This window comes from Pseudomonas sp. Z18(2022) (genome assembly GCF_036346535.1).
Lineage (GTDB): Bacteria > Pseudomonadota > Gammaproteobacteria > Pseudomonadales > Pseudomonadaceae > Aquipseudomonas > Aquipseudomonas yamanorum_A.
Genome location: NZ_JAOTOA010000021.1, coordinates 1 through 23690, shown reverse-complemented (window position 1 = coordinate 23690; position 23690 = coordinate 1). Strand labels below are relative to the sequence as shown.

Annotated in this window: 20 protein-coding genes; 15 read left to right on the top strand and 5 right to left on the bottom strand. The window is 62.5% G+C overall.

The features are described 5' to 3' along the window. The first annotated feature begins 192 nt into the window (after positions 1-192). Entirely contained in the window at positions 193-2091 is a 1899-nt protein-coding gene (quiC, locus tag V3W39_RS27565; protein ID WP_259196789.1) for a 3-dehydroshikimate dehydratase QuiC, read from the top strand. 71 nt (positions 2092-2162) lie between these two features. Continuing rightward, entirely contained in the window at positions 2163-2828 is a 666-nt protein-coding gene (locus V3W39_RS27560; protein WP_177043339.1) for a TetR/AcrR family transcriptional regulator, read from the top strand. Positions 2829-2969: 141 nt separating this feature from the next. Here the strand turns inward: V3W39_RS27560 and V3W39_RS27555 are convergent, their stop codons facing one another. Together V3W39_RS27555 and aroQ are read right to left on the bottom strand one after the other, a co-directional pair. Next, a complete protein-coding gene (locus V3W39_RS27555) occupies positions 2970-3821 on the bottom strand; it encodes a shikimate dehydrogenase (protein WP_330213760.1) in 852 nt (283 codons plus the stop codon). A gap of 5 nt (positions 3822-3826) precedes the next feature. Further along, positions 3827-4267 carry a type II 3-dehydroquinate dehydratase gene (gene aroQ, locus V3W39_RS27550; RefSeq protein ID WP_177043341.1) on the bottom strand — a complete coding sequence of 147 codons (441 nt, stop codon included), beginning with the start codon at positions 4265-4267 and terminating at the stop codon, positions 3827-3829. A gap of 205 nt (positions 4268-4472) precedes the next feature. Between aroQ and V3W39_RS27545 the strand changes: the two genes are divergently transcribed. The 9 genes from V3W39_RS27545 to V3W39_RS27505 all read left to right on the top strand — a co-directional run bounded on the left by V3W39_RS27545 (position 4473) and on the right by V3W39_RS27505 (position 15260). After that, the gene (locus V3W39_RS27545) at positions 4473-4994 is read left to right on the top strand and encodes an RNA polymerase sigma factor (RefSeq protein ID WP_177043342.1); all 522 of its coding nucleotides are present in this window, start codon (positions 4473-4475) and stop codon (positions 4992-4994) included. Between the two features lie 63 nt (positions 4995-5057). Next, positions 5058-6047, top strand: coding sequence for a FecR family protein (locus V3W39_RS27540; RefSeq protein WP_330213759.1), 990 nt, complete (start codon positions 5058-5060; stop codon positions 6045-6047). Between the two features lie 133 nt (positions 6048-6180). Continuing rightward, positions 6181-8931 (top strand): TonB-dependent receptor, encoded by a 2751-nt coding sequence (locus tag V3W39_RS27535; protein ID WP_177043344.1) that lies wholly within the window; start codon positions 6181-6183, stop codon positions 8929-8931. A 107-nt stretch (positions 8932-9038) separates the two neighbouring features. Next, positions 9039-9659 carry a heme acquisition protein HasA gene (locus V3W39_RS27530; RefSeq protein WP_177043345.1) on the top strand — a complete coding sequence of 207 codons (621 nt, stop codon included), beginning with the start codon at positions 9039-9041 and terminating at the stop codon, positions 9657-9659. A 178-nt stretch (positions 9660-9837) separates the two neighbouring features. Continuing rightward, entirely contained in the window at positions 9838-11580 is a 1743-nt protein-coding gene (locus V3W39_RS27525; RefSeq protein ID WP_330213774.1) for a type I secretion system permease/ATPase, read from the top strand. Next, positions 11577-12908, top strand: a complete 1332-nt coding sequence (locus V3W39_RS27520) for an HlyD family type I secretion periplasmic adaptor subunit (protein ID WP_330213758.1) — start codon at positions 11577-11579, stop codon at positions 12906-12908. The genes V3W39_RS27525 and V3W39_RS27520 overlap by 4 nt, the downstream gene beginning before the upstream one ends. Next, positions 12905-14233 (top strand): TolC family outer membrane protein, encoded by a 1329-nt coding sequence (locus V3W39_RS27515; RefSeq protein WP_330213757.1) that lies wholly within the window; start codon positions 12905-12907, stop codon positions 14231-14233. Before V3W39_RS27520 ends, V3W39_RS27515 begins: the two co-directional genes overlap by 4 nt. A 134-nt stretch (positions 14234-14367) precedes the next feature. Next, on the top strand, positions 14368-14796 hold the full coding sequence (locus V3W39_RS27510; RefSeq protein ID WP_330213756.1) for a DUF4160 domain-containing protein: 429 nt from the start codon (positions 14368-14370) through the stop codon (positions 14794-14796). Further along, positions 14793-15260 (top strand): DUF2442 domain-containing protein, encoded by a 468-nt coding sequence (locus tag V3W39_RS27505; RefSeq protein WP_177113503.1) that lies wholly within the window; start codon positions 14793-14795, stop codon positions 15258-15260. Before V3W39_RS27510 ends, V3W39_RS27505 begins: the two co-directional genes overlap by 4 nt. Before the next feature lie 57 nt (positions 15261-15317). On the opposite strand, the gene trmA is transcribed toward V3W39_RS27505, so the two are convergent. Both trmA and V3W39_RS27495 read right to left on the bottom strand, forming a co-directional pair. Beyond that, positions 15318-16397, bottom strand: coding sequence for a tRNA (uridine(54)-C5)-methyltransferase TrmA (gene trmA, locus V3W39_RS27500; protein WP_330213755.1), 1080 nt, complete (start codon positions 16395-16397; stop codon positions 15318-15320). After that, positions 16394-17689 (bottom strand): NCS2 family permease, encoded by a 1296-nt coding sequence (locus V3W39_RS27495; RefSeq protein ID WP_063026981.1) that lies wholly within the window; start codon positions 17687-17689, stop codon positions 16394-16396. Before V3W39_RS27495 ends, trmA begins: the two co-directional genes overlap by 4 nt. A gap of 200 nt (positions 17690-17889) precedes the next feature. On the opposite strand from V3W39_RS27495, the gene V3W39_RS27490 reads away from it, so the two are divergent. The 4 genes from V3W39_RS27490 (at position 17890) to V3W39_RS27475 (ending at position 22133) form a co-directional block, all read left to right on the top strand. Then, positions 17890-18336 carry a DUF4879 domain-containing protein gene (locus V3W39_RS27490; RefSeq protein WP_177043351.1) on the top strand — a complete coding sequence of 149 codons (447 nt, stop codon included), beginning with the start codon at positions 17890-17892 and terminating at the stop codon, positions 18334-18336. A gap of 106 nt (positions 18337-18442) precedes the next feature. After that, a complete protein-coding gene (locus tag V3W39_RS27485; protein WP_330213754.1) occupies positions 18443-18967 on the top strand; it encodes a (2Fe-2S)-binding protein in 525 nt (174 codons plus the stop codon). Further along, the gene (locus tag V3W39_RS27480; RefSeq protein WP_259196805.1) at positions 18964-19953 is read left to right on the top strand and encodes an FAD binding domain-containing protein; all 990 of its coding nucleotides are present in this window, start codon (positions 18964-18966) and stop codon (positions 19951-19953) included. Before V3W39_RS27485 ends, V3W39_RS27480 begins: the two co-directional genes overlap by 4 nt. Continuing rightward, positions 19950-22133 (top strand): xanthine dehydrogenase family protein molybdopterin-binding subunit, encoded by a 2184-nt coding sequence (locus V3W39_RS27475; RefSeq protein ID WP_330213753.1) that lies wholly within the window; start codon positions 19950-19952, stop codon positions 22131-22133. Before V3W39_RS27480 ends, V3W39_RS27475 begins: the two co-directional genes overlap by 4 nt. Here the strand turns inward: V3W39_RS27475 and V3W39_RS27470 are convergent. Continuing rightward, complete coding sequence (locus tag V3W39_RS27470) at positions 22130-23368, bottom strand: MFS transporter (protein WP_177043355.1); 1239 nt, start codon at positions 23366-23368, stop codon at positions 22130-22132. The two genes, V3W39_RS27475 and V3W39_RS27470, sit on opposite strands and share 4 nt — an antisense overlap. Positions 23369-23690 lie beyond the last annotated feature (322 nt).

Sequence of the window (23690 nt, the reverse complement as noted above, 5' to 3'; positions counted from 1 at the left end):
CTCAACAGAAGCGGGACTCAATGTGCTGTCGATGGTGCGCAGTGGCTAAAAAATCGTCAATTCGCTGATTGCCATTCTGTTCGATAATCGCCCATAAAACTAACCGGTTCGTACATTTCAATTGCTGTGAACAGTTTAGCGGCCAATAATTTGCCGTAAACAAGACCTGCCTCATATGCCGGGAGTCGCCCCATGCAACGCTCCATCGCCACCGTTTCCTTGAGCGGAACCCTGCCGGAAAAACTCGAAGCCATCGCGGCGGCCGGGTTTGACGGCGTGGAAATCTTCGAAAACGACCTGCTGTATTACGACGGCAGCCCGCGTGAAGTCAGGCAAATGTGCGCCGACCTCGGTATCGCCATCACCTTGTTCCAGCCGTTCCGGGATTTTGAAGGCTGCCGCCGCGACCGCCTGCCCCGCAACCTGGAACGGGCCGAGCGCAAGTTCGATTTGATGCAGGAACTGGGCACCGACCTGGTGCTGGTGTGCAGTAACGCGTCAGCCGATTCCGTCGGCGATGAAAGCATTCTGCTGGATGACCTGAGCCTGCTGGCCGAACACGCTGGCCGCCGTGGCCTGCGCATCGGCTATGAAGCGTTGGCCTGGGGGCGACACGTCAATACCTGGCAACAGGTGTGGAACCTGGTGCGCAAGATCGATCACCCCAGCCTCGGCGTGCTGCTCGACAGCTTCCACACGCTGTCCCTCAAGGGCGACCCGAGCGCCATTGCCGAGATTCCCGGCGACAAGATTTTTTTCGTGCAGATGGCCGACGCGCCGATCCTGGCGATGGATGTACTGGAGTGGAGCCGGCATTTTCGCTGCTTCCCCGGCCAGGGCGAATTCGACCTGGCGGGCTTCCTCGCCCCGATCATCAAGAGCGGCTACAGCGGGCCGTTGTCCCTGGAAATCTTCAACGACGGCTTCCGCGCCGCGCCCACCCGAGCCAACGCCGCCGACGGCCTGCGCTCGCTGCTGTACCTCGAAGAGAAGACCCGCCAGCGCCTGCAGCAAGAGGCAACCCCGGTCCCGGAAATCCTGTTTGAAACCCCGCCCGCCAGTGAATACGACGGCATCGAATTCCTGGAATTCGCCGTGGATGAAAACCTCGGCGCCAAGCTCACCTCGTGGTTGGAACGCCTGGGCTTCGTCAAGGCCGGGCAGCATCGCTCCAAGAGTGTCAGCCTGCTGCGCCAGGGCGATATCAACCTGATCCTCAACTGCGAACCCTATTCCTTCGCCCATAACTTCTTCGAGGCCCACGGCCCGTCGTTGTGCGCCACGGCGATCCGCGTGAAGGACAGCGCCAAGGCCCTGGAGCGGGCGGTGGCCTACAAGGGCCAGCCGTATCGCGGGCTGGTCGGCCCCAACGAGCTGGAGCTGGCAGCGGTGCGTGCACCGGATGGCAGCCTGATTTACCTGGTGGACCAGAACGAAGGCGGCCTCTACGACACCGATTTCAACCTGCAACCGGCGAGCGCTGCCAGCGGTGGCCTGCTGCGCATCGACCACATGGCCATGGCGTTGCCCGCCGACAGCCTCGACAGTTGGGTGCTGTTCTACAAGAGCCTGCTGGATTTCGAAGCCGACGACGAAGTGGTGCTGCCCGACCCGTACGGCCTGGTGAAAAGCCGCGCGCTGCGCAGTCGCTGCAGCTCGATCCGCCTGCCGCTGAATATCTCCGAGAACCGCAACACTGCGATTTCCCACGCGCTGTCGAGCTATCGCGGCTCGGGTGTGCACCACATTGCCTTCGACTGCGCGGACATTTTCGCCGAGGTCAGCCGGGCCAAGGACGCCGGGGTGCCGCTGCTGGATATCCCGCTGAACTACTACGACGACCTGGCGGCGCGGTTTGATTTCGATGACGAGTTCCTCAGCCAGCTCGCGTACTACAACGTGCTGTACGACCGCGACGCCCAGGGCGGTGAGCTGTTTCACGTGTACACCGAACCGTTTGAAGGCCGGTTTTTCTTCGAGATCATCCAGCGCAAGAACGGTTATGCCGGTTACGGCGCGGCCAACGTGGCGGTGCGCCTGGCGGCCATGGCCAAGTCCCGCAGCGGTGCGGCGCGCCAGGCCAGGTTGTAAGGTGCCGGCGCTTCCTTCGGCGTGCGGCGCGGCCCATAATCACCGCCTGCACCTAAGGCCGTGAGCGCACCATGACCCTGACTTCCGAGCTTCCCGCCGTGGCCACCGCGCCACGCAAGGGGCGCAAGAACAACCCGGAAAAGACCCGCGAGAATATCCTCCAGGAGGCCATCGTCGAGTTTGTCACCCAGGGCCTTTCCGGCGCCCGGGTGGACGCGATCGCGGAGCGTATCCAGACCTCCAAGCGCATGATCTATTACTACTTCGGCAGCAAGGAGCAGCTCTACGTCGAGGTGCTGGAGAAGCTCTACGGCGACATTCGCAACACCGAGACCCGGATGAACCTGACGGCCCTGGAGCCCCGGGAAGCGATCCGCCGGCTGGTGGAATTCACCTTTGATCACCACGATCAGAACGTGGATTTTGTGCGGATTGTCAGCATCGAGAACATCCACAATGCCGAGTATGTAAAACAGTCGACGTCGATCAAGGCGATGAACAGCAACATCCTCGAAGCCCTCGGCACCACGTTGCGCCGGGGCGCGGAGCTGGGGTTGTTCCGTGAAGGGCTGGAGCCGCTGGACGTGCACCTGCTGATCAACTCGTTCAGCTTTTACCGGGTGTCCAACCGCCACACCTTCAGCGAGATCTTTCAGATCGAGTTGTCGGATGAGGCGGTCAAGCAGCGGCATCGGGCGATGATCTGCGAGTCGGTGTTGCGCTATTTGCAGGCTTGAGGTCAACACCGAACAAATGTGGGAGCCGGCTTGTGTGGGAGCCGGGCTTGCCCGCGATAGGATCAACTCGGTTTGTCTGAAGTACCGAGGTGCTTGCATCGCAGGCAAGCCAGCTCCCACATTTTGATCCGGTTTCTACAGCTAGTGGTTCATGCTCTGGAAGTGCGCGAGCATGCGCTCTGCATCCGCCACTTCCCCACTGAACAACTCAAACGCCTTCACGGCCTGAAACACCGCCATGTTGCCGCCATCCAGCGTGCGGCAACCCAGGGCGCGGGCGTTGCGTAGCAGTTCGGTTTCCAGCGGGAAATACACAATCTCCGCCACCCACAAGCCAGCGTGCAGGGTGTGCAGCGGCACCGGCATGCCCGGTAGCTTGGCCATGCCCATGGGCGTGGTGTTTACCAAGCCGTCGGCCTCGGCCATGGCGCTTTCCAGGTCATTGCCGGCCTGGGCCCGGCCTGTATCGAAATGCTGGTTGAGGTTGTCCGCCAGGCTGCGGGCGCGCTCCACGTCCACGTCGAAAATACTCAAGCGTTCCACACCTTCGCCCAGCAGCGCATGGGCCACCGCCGCTCCGGCACCGCCTGCGCCCATCTGCACCACATGCCTGCGCGCCACGTCACTCAAGCCACGACGAAAGCCTTCGGCAAAACCCAGGCAGTCGGTGTTGTGGCCGATGCGCTCACCGTTGCGAAACACCACGGTATTCACCGCGCCGATGCCCCGCGCTTCGGGCGACAGGTCATCCAGCAACGGCAGGATCGCCTGCTTGCACGGGTAGGTGATGTTCAAACCGGTGAAATTCATCTGCTCGGCAGCCATCAACAAGTCGGGCAGGGCGCGGGTGTCCACTTGCAACTGGTCAAGGTCGATCAGGCGATACAGGTAACGCAAGCCCTGGGCATCGCCTTCGTGCTCATGCAGGGCCGGCGTGCGGGAGGCCTGGATGCCGGCGCCGATCAGGCCGGCGAGGATTCGAGGTTTGGACACCGGGTTCATCCCTTCAAGGTCTTGCTGAAATGTTCGAGGGCCAGGTGATAGCCATGGCTGCCAAAACCGGCGAGCACCGCCTTGGCGATCGGTGACACAAAAGAGTGATGACGGAACGCTTCGCGGGCATGCACGTTGGACAAATGCACCTCGATCACCGGGACTTCACTGGCCACCAGTGCGTCACGAATTGCCACTGAAGTGTGGGTCCAGGCCGCCGGGTTGATCACGATGCCGGCGCAACGGGCGCGGGCGCCGTGGATCCAGTCCAGCAATTCGCCTTCGTGGTTGGTCTGGCGGAATTCGACTTTCAATCCCAGCTGTTCGGCGCTGCGGCCACACAGGGCGGAGAGGTCGGCCAGGGTTTCGTGGCCATAAGTGGCCGGCTCGCGGGTGCCGAGCAGGTTGAGATTGGGGCCGTTGAGCACCAGCACGATAGGGGGCATGGGAGATTCTCCGCTGTTGTTTTTATGTCTGCGGATAAAATGTACTGAATGGTTAATTTGGTCAATCGTCGGGGTGGGAACCGTTCGATTATCGAACGCAGAATAAAACCCGGTGTTGTGCAGATCAGAGTTGATATCAATTGAAAATCATTCTCGACAACGCTTAAGATGCCCGCCTGTTTCCTTTACATTCCAGGGAGTCGGTTTGTCGGACGTGGATCTCAAAGGCCTGTTTCTCAAGCACGCCGATACCCTGCGCGGGTATCTGGCCCGCAAGGTACGGGACCCGCAGTTGGCCGCAGACCTGGTGCAGGAGAGTTTCCTGCGCCTGGCGCAAAAGCCGGCCGGCGAGCGCATCGACAACTCCCAGGGCTATCTCTATCGCACGGCCGGCAATCTGCTGATCGACCATATTCGCCAGGAAGCGCGGCGCAAGACTGATTCCGTGCCCCATGAGGCGCTGGCCGAGATTGAAGACGAAATGGCCGGGTTGGAGGCTCAGGCAATGGCGCAGCAACAGCGGCAGGCATTGAAGCAGGCACTGGCGGAATTGCCGGAGCGTACCCGGCAGATTTTCCGCCTCAACCGCATCGAGGGCATGACCCATGCCCAGGTCGCGCGGCATCTGGATATTTCCGACAGCTCGGTGCAAAAGCATCTGGCCAAGGCGCTGGCGTATGTCATGCAGCGTTTGCAGGAAAGCGAGACGGGGCCGTCCGACGAATGAATTACCGACAAACCTGGGGTCAGACGTCACAGCGTTATATAACGAAAAATTCGAGATTCACACGTGAATAGCCCTGGTTCCCAACAGCACAGCATTACCGAGGCGGCTGCCGATTGGGCGGTGCGCCTGCACGCCGGCGACCTGACCGATCAGGAGCAAGCCGAACTGCGCCAATGGATCGCCAGGGACAGCCGCCATGAAGCGGCGCTGCGCTTTGCCGAGCAGACGTGGGCGGCGCTGGGCGAGGTGCATCGCGATGAGACGGTGCATCGCCAGCGACCCGCCTCGGCCGCTGCGCCGGTGCGTGGTGCCCGTCGTCGCAAGCCGTGGCGTATGGCGGCGAGCGTCGCGCTGTTGCTGGTGGTGGCCGGTGTCGGCTGGGTGCGTGGGCCTGAGGCGTTGTTGCAGATGCAGGCCGATTACGTCACCCACAAGGGCGAAGTGCGCACTGTGCAGTTGGCGGACGGCAGCAGCGTGCAGCTGGATTCCGCCAGTGCAATCAAGCTGGAGTTTGACGGCGTGCAACGGCGCATCAGCCTGATCAAGGGCTCGGCAATCTTTGATGTGGCACCGATGGCCGGCGAGGAAAAGCGGCCATTCGTGGTGCAGAGCGCCAGCGGGCAAACCCGCGCCCTGGGCACGCGGTTTGTGGTCGAGCGTGAGGATGACCGGCAGGCCTGGGTCGGCGTGCTGCAGCACAGTGTGGCGGTCACACTGCAGGCAGTGCCGCAGAAACAAACCGTGCTCAAGGAAGGCCAGGCCGCGCGCTACAGTCCTGAAAACGGTGTGGTGGCCCTCGACGATCTCGACCTGGAGCGCGCCACCAGTTGGCGTCGCGGTGTGCTGATCTTCGACCGCTTGCCACTGGCCAAGGTCATCGAGCAGCTCAACCGTTACCGGCCTGGCAAGGTGGTGCTGACCAATGCCGACCTGGGCAGCCGTGAAGTCAGCGGCGTGTTCCGTCTCGATATGCTCGACACCGCCCTCGGCACCCTGACCGAAGAATTGCAGGTGCAGCGCCTGGATTTGGCGGGGCTGAGCCTGATCTATTGATGGGGGCGCCGGGCCCCGTTTACGCCCTTCGAAAAAACTTTCAAAAAACCTTACTGAGTTCCAACGCCTGACACGTCCTGTTAAGTGAGAAGTATTCGCATAAACAAGCATGGTCAGCGAAGGGATAACGTAGATGTCTGCAATCACCAAGGGGCGCAACACCAGTAGCCGGTTGGCCCTTGCCATTCACCTGGGGCTGTTCGCCTCTGCCTGCCAGGTGCAGGCCGCCGAGGCGCCAGCCGGTGAGTCACAGCCCGTCACGCTGACCTTCGATATTGCGGCGCAACCCTTGGGGCGTGCCGTACTGACCTTCGCCGACCAGGCCGGGTTGCAAGTGCTGTTCGACAGCGCGCGCCTGCAAGGCCTCACCAGTACCGCGCTCAAGGGCCGTTACAGCGCCCAGGAAGGCCTCGGCCGATTGGTGGGCAGTGCGCCGGTGGAATATCGCTTTACCGGGGATCGGCAAGTGACGCTGACTCGCGTCAGCGCCGACCATGACAGTGCGCTGACCGTGGGCACCACCACCATCACCGGCAACACCAACGGCAAGCCCAGCGACTGGGTGTACGACACGCCGCGCTCGGTGGCCGTGATCAGTCGCGAGCAGATCGACAAGCGCCCGCCGCGCCACGCCGCCGACATGCTGGAAGAAACCGCCGGCGTGTACACCGCCGTCAACCAGCGTGACCCGGGCCTGTCGGTGAACATCCGCGGCGTGCAGGACTACGGCCGGGTCAACATGAACATCGACGGCATGCGCCAGAACTTCAACGTCAACGGCCACCAGCAGCGCAACGGCACGATGTTGATCGACCCGGAATTCATTTCCAGCATCGAAATCGACAAGGGCAGCCAGTCCGGGCAAGGCGGGGCAGCAGTATTGGGCGGGATTGCATCGTTCAAGACCCTGGAGGCCAGTGAGTTTCTGGCCGATGGCAAGGACTATGGCGGACGTCTGCGTGCCGGCAGCGGGATTGGTGAACTGGGTAACGGCACCTATTTCAACGGCAGCGGAGTGTTCGCGTTTGGCGACGAGCGCGGCGACGTGCTGCTGGGGTACAGCGAACGGCATTTTGGCGACTACCGCGCCGGTACCCACAACGACCAGAAGCTGGGCACTCACTTGCGTGCGCGTGACTCCCAGCCTGCGGCCTTTGACGATTGGTTGAACAGTGAGGTCGGTGACACCGGCAGCGTGACCCGCTCCCAAATCGTCAAGTTCGGCCTGAACCTGCCCAATGACCAGCGGGTGCAACTGAGCTACCTGGAAAGTGACAGCGACAGCAATGACGCCTGGGCCTATACCGCCCCGGATAACCAGAGCGTCTACTACCAACGCGTCAGCAAGAACAACCTCAATGCCAAGAATATCGCGCTGGATTATCGCTACACGCCGGATAACCCGCTGATCGATTTCAAGGCCAAGGTCTACTACGTCACCACACAAATGGACCGGGACAATGCGCCCAACGCCGCGTCGCTGACCTCCGGCAACTATGTGGCGGGCTACACGGATCATTTTCAGACCGATACCTGGGGCGTACAGGGCGACAACACTTCGCGGTTCGACTTCGATGCGTTGGGCCACCTGAGTTGGAACTACGGCGTGGAGGTGTATCAAGACAAGTTCAAGCCCGATACCAACAAAGTCGAGGCCACCAACCTTTCCGGCCTGTTGCCTTACGTTGAAGGCGGGACGCCCGGTGGCAAACGCACCATCGCCAGCCTGTTCAACAACCTGCAGTACGAATATGGCGACTGGCTGACGCTGGATGCGGGCTTGCGGTACGACCGCTATCGGCTGGAAGGCGTCACCGGGATGACGTTGTACCGGCGCGATCGTTTCTACAACAGTACGGTAGGCGCCAAGCGTGTCGAGGAGGTTTTCGACATTGATCGAGAGGAGGGCCAGTTCTCTCCCACGTTCGGTATCGGCATAAAGCCGGGCTTGGACTGGCTGCAACTCTACGCCCGCTGGGGCAAGGGCTGGCGCCCGCCGGCGGTGACGGAAACCTTCATGACCGGGCGGCCTCACGGCGGCAACTCATCTGAGCGGGTATTTCCCAACCCTTTCCTGAAACCCGAAGAGTCGCGGGACTGGGAAATGGGCGTGAACATCCTCAAAGAGGGACTGCTGTTCGGTGACGACCGGCTGGGCATGAAGGTGGCTTACTTTGATACCCGGATCGAGAACTTCTCGTTCCTCAATCACAGCGTCAGTTTGCCGGAGACCTCCGTCGGCGGTTTTCTCGGCACGATGGCGTACGTCAATAACACCAACCCGACGCGCTTTCGCGGGGTGGAGTACCAACTCAACTACGACATGGGGCGGGCGTACGCCAATCTCAGTTACACCCACATGATCGGCAGTAACGAGTTCTGCTCGAAGAACTATTACCTGGGCGGGGCGAAGAAGAGCGGGCCGTCCACCACGCGCTATGAACGCTACACCCGGCCAAACGGCACGATCGGCCTGCGCCCGGTGACCACCTATGAAGTGCTGGACGACGATGCTGCCAACAACAAGGAAAGCTGTGGCCGGATCATGGGCAACGCCACCTATATGCCGGCGGATCGCGGCTCGCTGACCCTGGGCGCGCGCTTCCTGGAAAAGCGACTCGATATGGGCGTACGGGTGCGTTACAGCTCGGGCAATGGCGAAAACCTCGACTCACAAGGTTATGACTTCATCGACCAGGCGCTATGGCCCCAGTACACCCTCTATGACCTGTACGCCAGCTACTGGATGACCGACCAATTGAACATCGCCCTGGCGTTGGAAAACGCCACCGATGAGGCCTACTTCGTCGCCATGGGGGATGCCAACAACCTGAGCCTGGCGCGCGGGCGAACGTTGAGCGGGATGCTCGAATACAAGTTTTGATCAAGGTGCACGGCACTTTATCAACCAACGGTTTTGCCCAAGGGTGGGCAAAAAGTGCGCTGTATGAGCGTGCTGATCAATCGTGTTGTTTATAACGAGGTTAAGTGATGACTATTTCTGTTAGTTACGAAGCTGCGCTCGGTGCTTACTCCGTCTCGGACTACCTGACCGACTGGGCACTGGGGTTCAACACCGCGGGTCACGGCAACAGCAACACCGGCGGCTTCAGCAACGGCTCCCTGAGCGGCGACCAGTATTCGACCCATGGTGCCAACAACTCCGATTACGCCTTCATTGCCGACAGCAACACCAGCAACGGCCTGCACTACGTATTCAACCCGGCGCTGCCAGCCAGCCACAACGAAAACCACTACCTGTGGGGCAACCTGGATAACGTTCAACTGGGCACCGGCCTGGGCGGCGGCAATGGCAGCGACTTCACCCTCGACGCGTTCAAAGTGGCGTTCAACGGCCTCGACCTGAGCGCGGCGCAAGGCGCAGGCCGCGTTGGCAACGACGTGCAGAACGTGATCTACAGCCTGATGCAAGGCAACACCTCGGCCCTGGAAACCGTGCTCAACAACCTGCTGGACGACTTCGGCCTGTCCACCGCCAACACCTTCGACGAGATCTCGGCCGGCCTGGCGGCACACGCTACGGCAACTACCACCGACGTCGCCCTGGTGGGCGTGCAGGACGTGGCACAGGACTGGGCGCTCGCTGCCTGATTTTGCTGCGCCATGAAAAAAGCGAATGGAAGATCGCTCTCCCATTCGCTGCGTAAACCCCGTCGTCGCCATGAGTTTTCGAAGGCCAGGGCGACGGCGGTGCCAAATTCTGCGCAGCGGCGTACGGCGTGTCAAACCCGGGCGGCGCTTCCTGTTTTCCCCCATGAGAATTCCTCCGATGCGCCATGCCGGCAACGAAACCCTGGCCGCCCTCACGGCCTATAAAAGTGGCTTCCTCAACATCGGCCTGTTCTCGGCGGTGATCAACCTGCTGATGCTGGCCCCGGCGCTGTACATGTTGCAGGTCTACGACCGGGTGCTGGCCTCCGGCAACGAAATGACCCTGTTGATGCTGACGCTGATGATCCTCGGCTTGTTCGGCTTGATGGGCGCGCTGGAGTGGGTGCGCAGCCAGGTGGTGATACGCCTCGGCACACAGATGGACATGCGCCTGAACCAGCGGGTGTACGACGCCGCGTTCGAGGCGCAACTCAAGGGCGGCACCCAGGCGGCGGGGCAGGCGTTGAGCGACCTGACGACCTTGCGCCAGTTCGCCACCGGCCAGGCGCTGTTCGCGTTTTTTGATGCGCCGTGGTTTCCGGTGTACCTGCTGGTGATCTTCCTGTTCCACCCCTGGCTCGGCCTGCTGGCACTGGCCGGTGCGCTGATGCTGATGGCGCTGGCGTGGGCCAACCAGCATATCTGCCAGGTGCCGTTGACCCAGGCCAATCAGCTGTCCATCAGCGCCAGCCAACAGGCCACGTCCAACCTGCGCAATGCCGAAACCATCGAAGCCATGGGCATGCTCGCGACCTTGCGAGCACGCTGGTTTGCCCAGCACCAGGCGTTTCTGGCGGCGCAGAACCTGGCCAGTGAAAAGACCGCGGCCATCAGCGCCTGGTCGAAGGGCGTGCGCCTGGCGTTGCAGTCATTGGTCCTCGGGTTGGGTGCGTTGCTGGCGGTGCAGGGCGCGATTACGCCGGGCATGATGATCGCCGGTTCCATCCTGATGGGACGGGTGCTGAGCCCCATCGACCAACTGATCGGCGTGTGGAAACAATGGAGTTCGGCGCGCCTGGCCTATGAGCGTCTGACCCTGATGCTGGCGGCCAACCCGGCGCGCCCTGAGCGCATGAGCTTGCCGGCGCCCAGCGGCCAGTTGACGGTCGAGCAGGTGAGTGCGTGTGCGCCGGGCAGTCGTCGCCCGGCGTTGGCCAACCTTGGTTTCAGTCTGCCAGCAGGCGATGTGCTGGGCGTTATTGGCCCCTCCGGTTGCGGCAAGTCGACGCTGGCGCGGTTGCTGGTGGGGGCCTGGGCGCCGATGGCCGGCAAGGTGCGGCTGGACGGCGCGGACCTGGCGCAATGGGACAAGCAGCAACTCGGCCCGCACATTGGGTATCTGCCCCAGGACATCCAGCTGTTCGCCGGCAGTATCGCCGACAATATCGCGCGTTTCGGCCCCGTGGATTCGGACAAGGTGCTCGCCGCCGCGCAAATGGCCGGTGTGCACCCCATGATCCTGCAACTGCCCCAAGGCTATGACACCCAACTGGGTGAGGGCGGCGCCGGGTTGTCCGGCGGGCAGAAGCAGCGTGTCGCGCTGGCACGGGCGTTGTACGGCCTGCCCGCGCTGATCGTGCTCGATGAGCCCAATTCCAACCTCGACGAGGCCGGCGAACAGGCCCTGGTCCAGGCCATCACGCTGCTCAAGGCCCAGCGTCGCACGTTGGTGCTGATCACTCACAAGACCAACGTGCTGGCCCTGACCGACCAGTTGCTGATCCTGCGGGACGGCCAGTTGCAAGCATTCGGGCCGACGGCGCGGGTGTTGGAGGCCACGCAGAAACCTGCACCGGCGCCGCCCAAACCGGTGTCTGCAATGAGCATGAGCTACCGCCTCGGTGAAGGAAAAAAAGCATGAACCGACCTGTGCTTGTGGCGGACAACAGCGTGCCGCCGGTGAACAACGTGCTGGCCCTGGACGATAAAAAATACGCGCGCCTGGGCTGGCTGCTGGTACTCGGCGGGTTTGCCGGGTTTCTCGGCTGGGCTGCGCTGGCGCCGTTGGACAAGGGCGTGGCGGTGTCCGGCAAGGTCATGGTCTCGGGGCATCGCAAGACGGTGCAGCACCCGGCGGGCGGGATCGTCGAGCGTATCGAGGTGCGCGATGGCGAAGTGGTGAGCGCCGGGCAAGTACTGATCCGCCTGAAGGAAACCCCGTTGCGCGGGCAGATGCAGTCTTTGCGCAGCCAGTTCATTGCGTCCCAGGCCAGCGAAGCGCGCTTGAGTGCCGAGAGCGAAGGCTTGTCGGCCATTGTCTTCGGTCCCGAACTGCTGAATGAGCCTGAAGCTGCCGCCACCTTGAGCCTGCAACGGCAACTGTTCAGCAGTCGCGCCCAGGCCCTGGCCACGGAGCAGCAAGGCCTGCGGGAAACCATCGCCGGGGCCGAAGCGCAACTGCGCGGTACCCGGGATTCCCAGGCCAGCAAAGTACTGCAACGCACCGCGATGAATGAACAACTGCAAGGCCTGCGGGAGCTGGCGCAGGACGGCTACATTCCGCGCAATCGGCTGCTGGAAAGTGAACGCCTTTACGCCCAGCTCGACGGTGCGATTGCCGAGGATTTCGGCCGCATCGGCCAGTTGCAACGGCAAGTCCTTGAACTGCGCCTGCGCATCCGCCAGCTCGGCGAAGACTTCCAGAAAGAGCTGCGCGGCCAACTGGCCGAAACCCGCACCCGCAGCGACGACCTGCGCAACCGCCTGGCTTCGGCCGAATTCGAACTGGCCAACAGCCTGGTGCGCGCCCCGGCCGCCGGTGTGGTGGTGGGGCTGGACGTGTACACCGAAGGCGGCGTGATCAAGCCCGGCCAGGCGCTGATGGACATCGTGCCCCAGGGCGAACCACTGCTGGTGGAAGCGCGGGTGCCTGTGCAGATGGTCGACAAGGTGCACCCGGGCTTGCCGGTGGAGCTGTTGTTCTCGGCCTTCAACCAGAGCACCACCCCGCGCATCGCCGGTGAAGTGACGCTGGTGTCGGCCGACCGCCAGGTCGACGAGCGCACCGACGAGCCGTATTACACCCTGCGCGCCCAGGTCAGCGCCGCCGGCATGCGCCAGCTCGACGGCTTGCAGATTCGCCCGGGCATGCCGGTGGAAGCCTTCGTCAAAACCGGTGAGCGCTCGATGCTCAACTACCTGTTCAAACCCTTGCTGGATCGGACTCACATGGCGTTGGTGGAAGAATGAAGGCGCTGTTATTCAGCCTATGTTGTGCCTGCAGCGGTTCGGTTCAGGCGTTGGGATTGCTCGATGCCTATGACTTGGCGCTACGCAACGATCCGACGTTTCAGGCGGCAATCCAGGAGCGCGAGGCCGGCGAGGAAAACCGCATCATCGGCCGCGCCGGGCTGTTGCCGAACCTGTCCTGGAGTTACAACAACTCGCGCAATGAATCCGAAGTCACCCAGTCGACGGCGGTGGGCAACGTTACCAGCGACCGCGATTACCGCAGCTATGCCTCGACCCTGACCTTGCAACAACCGCTGCTCGATTACGAAGCCTACGCGCGCTATCGCCAGGGCGCGGCGCAGGCGCTGTTTGCCGACGAACGCTTTCGCGGCAAGAGCCAGGAGTTGGCCGTACGGGTGTTGAGCGCCTACAGCCAGGCGTTGCTGGCCCAGGAGCGAATCGAACTGAGTCGCGCCCAGAAACGTGCATATGTGGAGCGCCTGCAACTCAATGAACGGCTGCTCAAGGGCGGCGAGGGCACGCGCACCGATGTGCTGGAAACCCAGGCGCGCCTGAGCCTGGCCCAGGCTGAAGAGATCGAGTCGCTGGACACCCAGGACGCCGCCTTGCGCGAGCTGGAAGCCATCGTCGGGCAGCCGTTGCAGATCGAAGAGTTGGCGCCGCTGACCCGCCAGTTCGACATTCCGCCACTGGAGCCCAACCGTTTCGAAACCTGGCGGGAAATGGCCATGGCCAACAACCCGGAACTTAAATCCCAGCACCATGCGCTGGACGTCGCCGAGTACGAAGTGGAGCGCAAGCGCGCCGGGCACCTGCCCAAGGTCAGCCTGTATGCCAGCAGCCGCCAGACCAGCTCCGATTCGGAAAGCAGCTACAACCAGAAGTACGACACCAACAGCGTCGGCATCCAGGTCAGCCTGCCGCTGTTTGCCGGCGGCTCGGTGTCGGCGTCAACCCGCCAGGCCGCCAATCAACTGTCCCAGGCCCAGTACGAACTGGATGCGCAAACGGCCAAGACGCTGATCGAACTGCGCAAGCAATTCAACCTCAACACCAGCGGCGCGGCCAAAGTGCGGGCGTATGAAATGGCGGTCGGCTCTGCCACCGCCCTGGTCACTGCAACCAGGAAAAGCGTGACCGGCGGCGAGCGTGTGAACCTTGATGTGCTGGATGCCGAGCAGCAACTGTTCACGGCCCGCCGCGACCTGGCGGACGCACGGCACGCGTACCTGCTGGCGCGGATACAGCTGAAGTATTTCGCCGGGTTGCTAAGCGAGCAGGACCTGCGGGCGTTGGCGGGGTATTTCCAGCCGTCGGCATGAGTGGTTACAACCCGGCATTCGACGGGTTGTTCGTCGTTACTAATCTGTGAGACAGCTTCGAGGCATGGAGCCGGTTGTCGGGTGCATGAGGAAAATTGTTACCTGGCGGAAAATAACCTAACGGATGGGTTACGATGAAAGTAGGCACTTACAAAGGATGTGTGATTGCGGTGTTTCTCAGGGATGAGCATTGCCCGCCTCATGTGCATGTGGCTGGCAAGGAATGGGATGCGCGGTTTCGTTTCAGCTTTCTGGATGGGCATGTGGCGTTGTGGGATGTAGACCCCGAACGGCGCCGGCCATCGATGTCGATTCTTGAAGGGATTCGCTACACCCTGATGCAAGCGCATTACCTGGCGCGGGCACGCCGGATCTGGTGGGAAAAACTGCAAACGGTTTGTCTGGAGAATCACTCCTGGGACTGGGAAGCCAGCGAGGTGTTGCCTGGGTTGATCATTCAGCGCGGTGTCTATGTGATCGCACGCGCCCGGCACGATGTCGTGGGGCAGAAAACAATTTTGAATCTGGTCAGGGCACCGGGTTTTGTGGAGATCGATTTATGAAAAAAATCGTAAAGGCCAAAGTTTTACCGTATGTACCGATCACCGAGGCCGATATCGATAAGGCCATCGATCGAGGACGCAGGTCGAAGCGTTTGTACGCCAACGCCAGCAACGTGCGTTATGAGAGTGACAGCATTTCCATTGGCTTCAGCGACGGCAGTCGGATCCTGTTGCCGGTGGCGGGGCTGCCGGAGTTCAAGGGGTTTACCTTGCAGGATTTCCAGCAGTTGGAGGTGGGGTTTGGCGGAAAGGCGCTGTGCTGTGAGGGCCAGGACCTGGATATCTCCATCACGGGCCTTATCGCCACAAGCCAGCCGTTAATGGCCTTGGCTACACGCCTGGTAGCCTCCAGCAACGGTCGCAAGAGCAGCGCCGCCAAATCCGCTGCCGCCCGTGCCAATGGCAAGAAGGGCGGCCGGCCGCGCAAGGAGGTGCTGGAAGACGGTGATTCCACTGATACATGAGGATCCAATGTGAGAGCCGGCCAGCTCCCACATTGGATATTTCGGTGTCCTGGGGACTTATCGCCGAGTCAGCAACACACCCGATTCCATGTGGTGCGTCCACGGGAACTGGTCAAACATGGCGCACTGGGTAATCCGGTGCGTGTCATGCAGTTGTGCAATGTTCGCCGCCAACGTTTCCGGGTTGCAGGAGATGTACAGGATGTTCTCGAAGCGCCGGGTCAGTTCGCAGGTGTCCGGGTCCATGCCGGCACGCGGCGGGTCGACGAACACGCTGCCGAATTCGTAGCTCTTGAGGTCGATGCCGTGCAGGCGTCGGAACGGCCGCACTTCGTTCAAGGCTTCGGTCAGCTCTTCGGCAGACAAACGCACCAGGGTGACGTTATCCACCGCGTTTTCATCGAGGTTGCTCAGGGCCGCATTCACCGAGGTCTTGCTGATCTCGGTGGCCAGCACTTTGCGCACGCGGGTGGCCAGGGGCAGGGTGAAGTTGCCGTTGCCGCAGTACAGCTCCAGCAGGTCATCACTGCGATCGCCCAAGGCTTCGTACGCCCAGTTGAGCATCTTCTGGTTCACCGTGCCGTTGGGCTGGGTGAACGCGCCTTCGGGCTGGCGATAGCTGAAGGTGCGACCGCCGACGTCGAGTTTTTCGACCACGTAATCGCGGCCGATCACATCACGCTTGCCCTTTGAGCGCCCGATGATGCTGACATTCAAATCAGCTGCCAGCTTGTTCGCCGCGGTGTGCCAATGCTCGTCCAGCGGGCGGTGATAGCACAGGGTGATCATCGCGTCGCCGGCCAGGGTGGTGAGGAACTCCACCTGGAACAGCTTGTGGCTCAAGGCGGCGCTGGCTTGCCAGGCGGCCTTGAGCTGCGGCATCAACTGGTTGATGCGCAGGCTGGCAATCGGAAACTCTTCGATGAGGATCGGCGTGCGCTTGTCGTCCTGGGAGAACATCGCGTAGTGGCGTTCGCCCCCTTCGCGCCACAGGCGGAACTCGGCCCGCAGGCGGAAGTTCTGCAAGGGCGAGTCGAAAACCTGCGGCTCTGGCGCGTCGAACGGCGCCAGCAGGTCACGCAAGCGCGTGACCTTGTCTTCCAGTTGAACGGTGTAGCTTGCGGCGTCAAAAGTCATGCGTTGAACCAGCCCAGCTTGATCACAAACAGAATCGACAGGATCACCAGCGCCGGGTTCAGCTCACGGTAGCGGCCCGAAAGCAGCTTGATGGCGGTCCAGGCGATGAAACCGAAGGCAATGCCGTTGGCGATGGAATAAGTGAATGGCATCGCCAGGGCGGTGATCACCACCGGCGCGGCGACGGTGATGTCGTCCCAGTCGATTTCGGCCAGGCCCGAGGTCATCAGTACCGCAACAAACAGCAGCGCCGGCGCGGTGGCGAAGGCCGGCACGCTGGCCGCCAGTGGCGAGAAGAACAGCGCCAGCAGGAACAGGATGGCAACCACGACCGCGGTCAAACCGGTACGGCCACCGGCGCTCACGCCTGCAGCCGATTCGATGTAGCTGGTGGTGGTCGAGGTGCCCAGCAGCGAGCCGGCCATGGCAGCGGTGCTGTCAGCGATCAGCGCACGGCCCATTTTTGGCATGTGGCCGTCCTTGCCCATGAGACCTGCGCGCTTGGCCACGCCGATCAGGGTGCCGGAGTTGTCGAACAGGTCGACGAACAGGAAGGCGAAGATCACGCTCACCAGACCGATGTCCAGGGCGCCCTTGATGTCCAGTTGCAGGAAGGTCGGCGCCAGCGAAGGTGGCATCGACATCACGCCGCCGAACGGGGTAAAGCCGAGTGCGATGGAGGCGATGGTCACCACCAGGATGCCGATCAACACCGCGCCGCGCACTTTCAGGGCTTCCAGCGCAACGATCAGCGCGAAACCGAGGGTGGCGAGGATCGGCGCCGGTTGTTTCAGGTCGCCCAGGCCCACCATGGTGGCCGGGTTGCTGACCACGATGCCGGCGTTGTGCAGGGCGATCAGCGCCAGGAACAGGCCGATACCCGCCGCAATCGCCGAGCGCAGCGGCAGCGGGATGCTGTTGATGATCCATTCACGGATGCGGAAGATCGACAGCAGGAAGAACAGCACCGCCGAGATGAACACCGCACCCAGCGCCACTTGCCAGGTGTGGCCCATGTGCAGGACCACGGTGTAGGTGAAGAACGCGTTGAGGCCCATGCCCGGTGCCAGGGCAATCGGGTAGTTGGCGATCAGGCCCATCACGGTGGAGCCGATGGCCGCCGCCAGGCAGGTCGCGACAAAGACCGCGCCCTTGTCCATGCCGGTCTCGCCGAGAATGCTCGGGTTGACGAACAGGATGTAGGCCATGGCCAGGAAGGTGGTGACGCCCGCGAGAATCTCGGTGCGCACATTCGTATTGTGTGCCTTGAGTTGAAACAGCTTTTCCAGCATGCCTGCTCCCTGTGACGCTATTTTGCGTCGTTATTTGTTGACCTCTAAGTCAAAGCACAAACTGCGCCAAGCGCCTGTGGTTCCAGAGAGGATCGGAAAAAGCGGCGCATCATACCAGCAGCCGAGGGCCAGTGGCGCATAGGCTTGATCATGGCCTTGAGGCATACTGCGCCGACGTTTATTACAGGGTCATCGACAGCATGAAAAAAGCCAGCGCCTGGAGTCTAGCTCTGTTCGGTTGTATCGGCCTGTGGCTCGGTGCAGCACCGGCGTGGGGCGCGCCTGCACCGGCGTTGAGCGAGGTTCGGGTGTTCAAGGTGCAGTCGGCCAAATGCACCGAAACCATCCCTGAGCGGGCGGCCAGCACCCAGATGTGCACACACCGCGGGCAAACCTTCGTGTATGTGATGGAAGTCGGCCTGGGCAACAGTTCCCACGCGTTCTTCGATGGCGCGCCGGTGTCCGGCAGCAGCACCCCCATCTGCCAGGTCGGCTCCATCAGCCAGGCGTGCAGTGGCGCCGGCACATTGATGGGCTACATCTATACGTTCCAGCTGGATATCGAAGCCGGCGGCACGTTCCAGTACAGCAACACCTCGATCAACCCGCCGCGCAACCAACTGGTTACCACCCTCAGCATTCGCTGATCGCCACCCATCAATTGCCTTGAACGCTCATAACCCCGGGAAGTCGTACCGCTAAGACGGCGACTTCCGAGAACGCCGCGATTGCACACCAATCCGTGAGGTGTTTATGAGCGCGACCCCCAACTTTGCTGCGGCCAAGCCGTTCGTCAGTCACCCGATACGCCTGACCATCAATCGCCTGGACATCCAAATGGATGTGTTGCCATGGACCACATTGCTCGACCTGCTGCGCGAGCAACTTGACCTGACCGGCACCAAGAAGGGCTGCGACCACGGCCAGTGCGGCGCCTGCACCGTGCTGCTCAACGGCAAACGCGTGAACGCCTGCCTGACCCTCGCCGTGATGTGCGACGGCGCCGAGTTGACCACCATTGAAGGCCTGGCCTCGGGCGAAGACCTGCACCCGATGCAGCAGGCGTTCATCAAGCACGACGCCTTCCAGTGTGGCTACTGCACGCCGGGGCAGATTTGCTCGGCGGTGGGCCTGGCCCGTGAAGGCCGCGCCCGCGACACCGCGCAAATCCAGGAACTGATGAGCGGCAACCTGTGCCGCTGCGGCGCCTACAACAACATCCGCGACGCCATCGAAGAAGCCTTGCCGGCATGCCGTGCGCAGGGAGGTGAGCAATGAATCCCTTTCACTACAGCAAGCCGGCCGACGTGCAGGAAGCGGTGCACCTGGTCAGCCCGGCGTCGCGCTTTATCGCCGGCGGCACCAACCTGCTGGACCTGATGAAAGAAAACATCAGCCGCCCCGAGCACCTGATCGATATCACTGGCTTGCCACTTCGTGACGTAGAAGAAACCGGCGAGGGCGGCTTGATGATCGGCGCCCTGGTGAGCAACGCCGACCTGGCCTGGCACCCGCTGATCGAACAACGTTACCCGCTGCTGTCCCAGGCCATCCTCGCGGGCGCCTCGCCGCAACTGCGCAACATGGCCAGCACCGGCGGCAACCTGCTGCAGCGCACCCGTTGCTACTACTTCTATGACGCCGCCGTGCCCTGCAACAAGCGCGAGCCCGGCAGTGGCTGCCCGGCGCGGGTCGGTTTGAATCGCATTCATGCGATCCTCGGCGCCAGCGACCAGTGCGTGGCCACCCATCCCTCGGACATGTGCGTGGCCCTGGCCGCCCTGGATGCCCGGGTGCATGTGCAAGGCCGTGGCGGTGCGCGGGTCATCGAGTTTGCCGACTTCCACCGGCTGCCGGGGGACGCGCCCCAGCGGGATAACCAGTTGGCCGACGACGAGCTGATCACCGCCATCGAATTACCCGCCGACCACCTGGCCGCCCACAGCCACTACCTGAAAATCCGCGACCGGGCGTCTTATGCCTTCGCCCTGGTATCCGTTGCGGCAGCGCTGGAGTTGGACGGCGATGCGATCGTGGATGCCCGGCTGGCCCTGGGCGGCGTCGCCCACAAACCCTGGCGCGACCGCGCAGTGGAGGCGGCGCTGATCGGCCAGGCCGTCAGCCGCGAAACCTTCAGCGCCGCCGCCGAAGCCATGCTGCAAGACGCCGAGCCTTTGGAGCACAACGGCTTCAAGATCAAACTGGCACGCCGCGCGATCATTCGCGCCTTGAGCGATGCCGCTGTTGCAGGAGCCACGTCATGAGCGCGATCGGCAAACCGTTGGACCGGGTGGACGGTCTGCTCAAGGTCACCGGCCAAGCGCGATATGCCGGTGAATTTCCCGAGGATGGCCTGCTGCACGGCAGCGTGGTGTCGAGCAACATCGCCAAAGGCCGCGTCATTCGCATTGATGCGTCCAAGGCCCTGGCGCTGCCCGGTGTGGTGATGGTGCTCGATCACCTCAACCGCCCGAAACTGGCCAGCTACGACGACAGCTACGCCGACGCCGATGCCGCCGACGGCTCGCCCTTTCGCCCGCTGTATAACGACCGTGTGCTCTACAGCGGCCAGCCGCTGGCGTTGGTGATTGCCGACAACCTGGAACTGGCCCGCCACGCCGGCTCCCTGGTGGAGATCGAATACGCAGCCGAGCCTGCCGAGACCGACCTGCTGGCCTTGCAGCACCAGGCGCACCCGTCGCCGCAGACGCCGCCCAAGCCGCGGGGCAACTTCCAGGCCGAATGGGCCGGCGCCGCCACTCGCCTGGATCTGCACTACAGCACGCCCATCGAGCACCACAACCCAATGGAACCCCATGCCAGTACCGTGCTGTATCAGCCGGACGGCACCCTGCACATCCACGACAAAACCCAGGGCCCGCAGAACTGCCAGGCCTATGTGCAAAAAGTCTTCGGCCTGGATAAACGCCAGGTGCGGATCTTTGCTGCGTTCGTTGGCGGCGCGTTTGGTTCCGGCTTGCGCCCGCAGTATCAATTGCCGTTGGCCGTGATGGCTTCGCTGGCACTGAAGCGTTCGGTGCGGGTTACGCTCACGCGTCAACAGATGTTCACCTTCGGCTATCGCCCGCGCACCTTGCAGCGCCTGCAATTGGGCGCCGCTGCCAATGGCCGCCTGCTCGCACTGGGCCACACCGCCGTCGGCCAGACCTCGCGCTTCGAGGACTTCAGCGAGCACGTGGTGGAATGGAGCGGCATGCTTTATCACTGCGACAACGTGCAGTTGACCTACAAGCTGGTGCCGCTGGATGTATTCACGCCGCTGGACATGCGCGCCCCCGGTGCAGCGCTCGGGGTGATCGGCCTGGAGTGCGCCATGGACGAACTGGCCTACGCCCTGGGCATCGACCCGGTGCAGTTGCGGCTGATCAACTATGCCGAGCGCAACCAGAACGAAGACAAGCCCTGGTCCAGCAAGGCGTTGCGCGAATGCTACAGCGAAGGCGCCGAACGCTTCGGCTGGAGCCAGCGCAACCCGGAACCTCGAAGCATGCGCGATGGCCGGCAGTTGATCGGTTGGGGCATGGCCGGTGGCGTGTGGGAGGCCCTGCAAATGAAGGCCAGCGCCAAGGCGCGGATCGACCACCTCGGCAAGCTCACCGTCAGCAGCGCCACCACCGATATCGGCACTGGCACCTACACGGTCATGGCGCAGATTGCCGCCCAGGCGAGTGGTGTTCCGGTGGGTGACGTGACGTTCCTGTTGGGGGATTCATCGCTGCCGACGGCGCCGTTGCAGGGTGGCTCGTTTACCGTGTCGTCGGTGGGCAGCGCGGTGCAGCAGGCGTGTGAAGCCTTGAATGCCAAGCTGTTGGATATTGCGCGCAAGACGTACCCGGCTTTTAAAGACGCTGAGTCGGCAAGGTTTGAAAACGGACAGCTGCATGCCGGTGATCAGCGGGTTTCTTTGGCGCAACTGGTTCAGGACAGCGGCGAGTCGGCGCTGGAAGTGCAGGTTGACTGCGAGCCGGGCAAACAGCGCGAAGGCTACGCCTCTGCCACGCATTCGGCGGTGTTTGTCGAAGTGCGGGTGGATGAGGACCTGGGCACCATCAAGGTCAGCCGGGTGGTCAGTGCGATTGCGGCCGGGCGGGTGGTCAATCCGAAAATGGCCCGTAGCCAGATTCTCGGTGGTGTGGTTTGGGGCATCGGCATGGCGTTACATGAAGAGACCCAGGTTGATCATCAATTGGGCCGTTACATGAACCACAGCCTGGCCGAGTACCACATCCCGGTAAACGCGGATATCGGCGAGATTGACGTGCTGTTTGTCGAAGAACACGACGAGATCGTCAACGCCCTGGGTTCCAAGGGCGTCGGCGAAATCGGGATTGTGGGGGTCGCGGCGGCGGTGGCCAATGCGGTGTATCACGCCACCGGCAAGCGGGTGCGGGACTTTCCCGTCACCCTCGACAAGGTGTTCTAGGCCTTGGTCTCTTCTACCGGCACATGCATGCGGTCGCGGTTGGCCAGGGTCGGGAACAGCTTGATCCAGACCCCGGTCACCACCAGCGTGCCGATCCCGCCCATGACCACGGCGGGCACGGTGCCGAACCAATGGGCGGTGATCCCTGACTCGAACTCGCCCAACTGATTCGACGCCCCGATAAACAGCCCGTTGACGGCACTGACCCGGCCGCGCATTTCATCCGGGGTTTCCAGTTGCACGAACGAGGCGCGGATCACCATGCTGATCATGTCTGCCGCGCCCAGCACCACCAGCACCGCGAGGGAGAACCAGAACGAGGTCGACAGGCCGAACGCGATGGTGGCGACGCCGAATACCCCAACGGCGGTGAACATGATCCGCCCGACATGCCGGTCTACCGCAAACCGTGCCAGCCACAACGACATGAGCAACGCGCCGACCGCTGGCGCCGACCTTAGTAGCCCGAGGCCCCATGCTCCGGTCAGCAGGATGTCCTTGGCGAACACCGGCAGCAACGCTGTGGCGCCGCCCAGCAGTACGGCGAACAGGTCCAGGGAAATCGCCCCGAGGATGTCGGGCCGGCTGCGGATAAAACGAATCCCGGCCAGCAACGAGTCCATGGTCGCCTTGGCCTTGTTCAACGGTGTCTGCCGCGCCGGCAGGTTCAGGGTCAGCACGCAGGCGATCAGGTACAGCGCCACGGTCGGGCCATACACCCAGACGCTGCCAAAGGCATAGAGCAAACCGCCCAGGGCCGGGGCCACGATGGTTGCCAATTGCTGGGCCGATTGCGAGGACGCCACGGCGCGGGGAAACAGTGCGGTCGGCACGATGCTCGGCAGCAGGGCCTGGGTGGTGGGCATCTCAAACGAGCGCGCGGCGCCCAGCAGGAATGCCAGGATAAAAATCATCTCGCGGGTGACGTTGCCGGTCAGTCCGCCGATCGCCAGGGACAGTGCGATCAAGGCCTGCACGGTCTGGCAGATGGCGGCTACCTTGCGCCGTTCGTAGCGGTCGGCTACGTGGCCGGTGTGCAGCATGAACAGCACCCGCGGTACGAACTCCACCAGGCCGACCAGGCCCAGATCCAGCACGTTGCCGGTCAGTTGGTAGAGGTTCCAGCCGATGGCCACGGTGAGCATCTGGAAGCCGCTGGCGGTAAAGATCCGCGCCAGCCAGAACGCGATGAAAGGGCGGTGGTGACGTAACAGCAGCGCGGGTTCACTGGGCATCGGGGAGGCAGGTCTGGGTGGGGGAGAAGTGAGGTTATCACCAACTTGTAACCAATGGTTGCGTAGGTGGGGTGGGGGGTGGGAGATATGTGCATTTGACTGAGTACATATCCGTTTCTGCGGTAACGGCCGCTTATGGTTCCGCTCTTACAGCGGGTCACTTTTGAAAAGCGCAAAAGTAACCAAAACGCTCTGCCCCGCCTGTCGGCGCCTCGCCTAGGCTCGGCGTTCCCTCACTCCGGCATTGCTCCGCGGGCCGCCGCGACAGGGCGTCCCTGCCCCGTCGCGGCTAAACCGGCGTCCTGCCGGTTTACCCGCTCCT

Bases quoted from the DNA above. Each gene is read 5' to 3' on its own strand.
- quiC (WP_259196789.1), top strand. From the start codon at position 193: ATGCAACGCTCCATCGCCACCGTTTCCTTGAGCGGAACCCTGCCGGAA.
- V3W39_RS27560 (WP_177043339.1), top strand. From the start codon at position 2,163: ATGACCCTGACTTCCGAGCTTCCCGCCGTGGCCACCGCGCCACGCAAG.
- aroQ (WP_177043341.1), bottom strand. From the start codon at position 4,267: ATGCCCCCTATCGTGCTGGTGCTCAACGGCCCCAATCTCAACCTGCTC.
- V3W39_RS27535 (WP_177043344.1), top strand. From the start codon at position 6,181: ATGTCTGCAATCACCAAGGGGCGCAACACCAGTAGCCGGTTGGCCCTT.
- V3W39_RS27530 (WP_177043345.1), top strand. From the start codon at position 9,039: ATGACTATTTCTGTTAGTTACGAAGCTGCGCTCGGTGCTTACTCCGTC.
- V3W39_RS27525 (WP_330213774.1), top strand. From the start codon at position 9,838: ATGCGCCATGCCGGCAACGAAACCCTGGCCGCCCTCACGGCCTATAAA.
- V3W39_RS27520 (WP_330213758.1), top strand. From the start codon at position 11,577: ATGAACCGACCTGTGCTTGTGGCGGACAACAGCGTGCCGCCGGTGAAC.
- V3W39_RS27515 (WP_330213757.1), top strand. From the start codon at position 12,905: ATGAAGGCGCTGTTATTCAGCCTATGTTGTGCCTGCAGCGGTTCGGTT.
- V3W39_RS27510 (WP_330213756.1), top strand. From the start codon at position 14,368: ATGAAAGTAGGCACTTACAAAGGATGTGTGATTGCGGTGTTTCTCAGG.
- V3W39_RS27505 (WP_177113503.1), top strand. From the start codon at position 14,793: ATGAAAAAAATCGTAAAGGCCAAAGTTTTACCGTATGTACCGATCACC.
- trmA (WP_330213755.1), bottom strand. From the start codon at position 16,397: ATGACTTTTGACGCCGCAAGCTACACCGTTCAACTGGAAGACAAGGTC.
- V3W39_RS27495 (WP_063026981.1), bottom strand. From the start codon at position 17,689: ATGCTGGAAAAGCTGTTTCAACTCAAGGCACACAATACGAATGTGCGC.
- V3W39_RS27490 (WP_177043351.1), top strand. From the start codon at position 17,890: ATGAAAAAAGCCAGCGCCTGGAGTCTAGCTCTGTTCGGTTGTATCGGC.
- V3W39_RS27485 (WP_330213754.1), top strand. From the start codon at position 18,443: ATGAGCGCGACCCCCAACTTTGCTGCGGCCAAGCCGTTCGTCAGTCAC.
- V3W39_RS27480 (WP_259196805.1), top strand. From the start codon at position 18,964: ATGAATCCCTTTCACTACAGCAAGCCGGCCGACGTGCAGGAAGCGGTG.
- V3W39_RS27475 (WP_330213753.1), top strand. From the start codon at position 19,950: ATGAGCGCGATCGGCAAACCGTTGGACCGGGTGGACGGTCTGCTCAAG.
- V3W39_RS27470 (WP_177043355.1), bottom strand. From the start codon at position 23,368: ATGCCCAGTGAACCCGCGCTGCTGTTACGTCACCACCGCCCTTTCATC.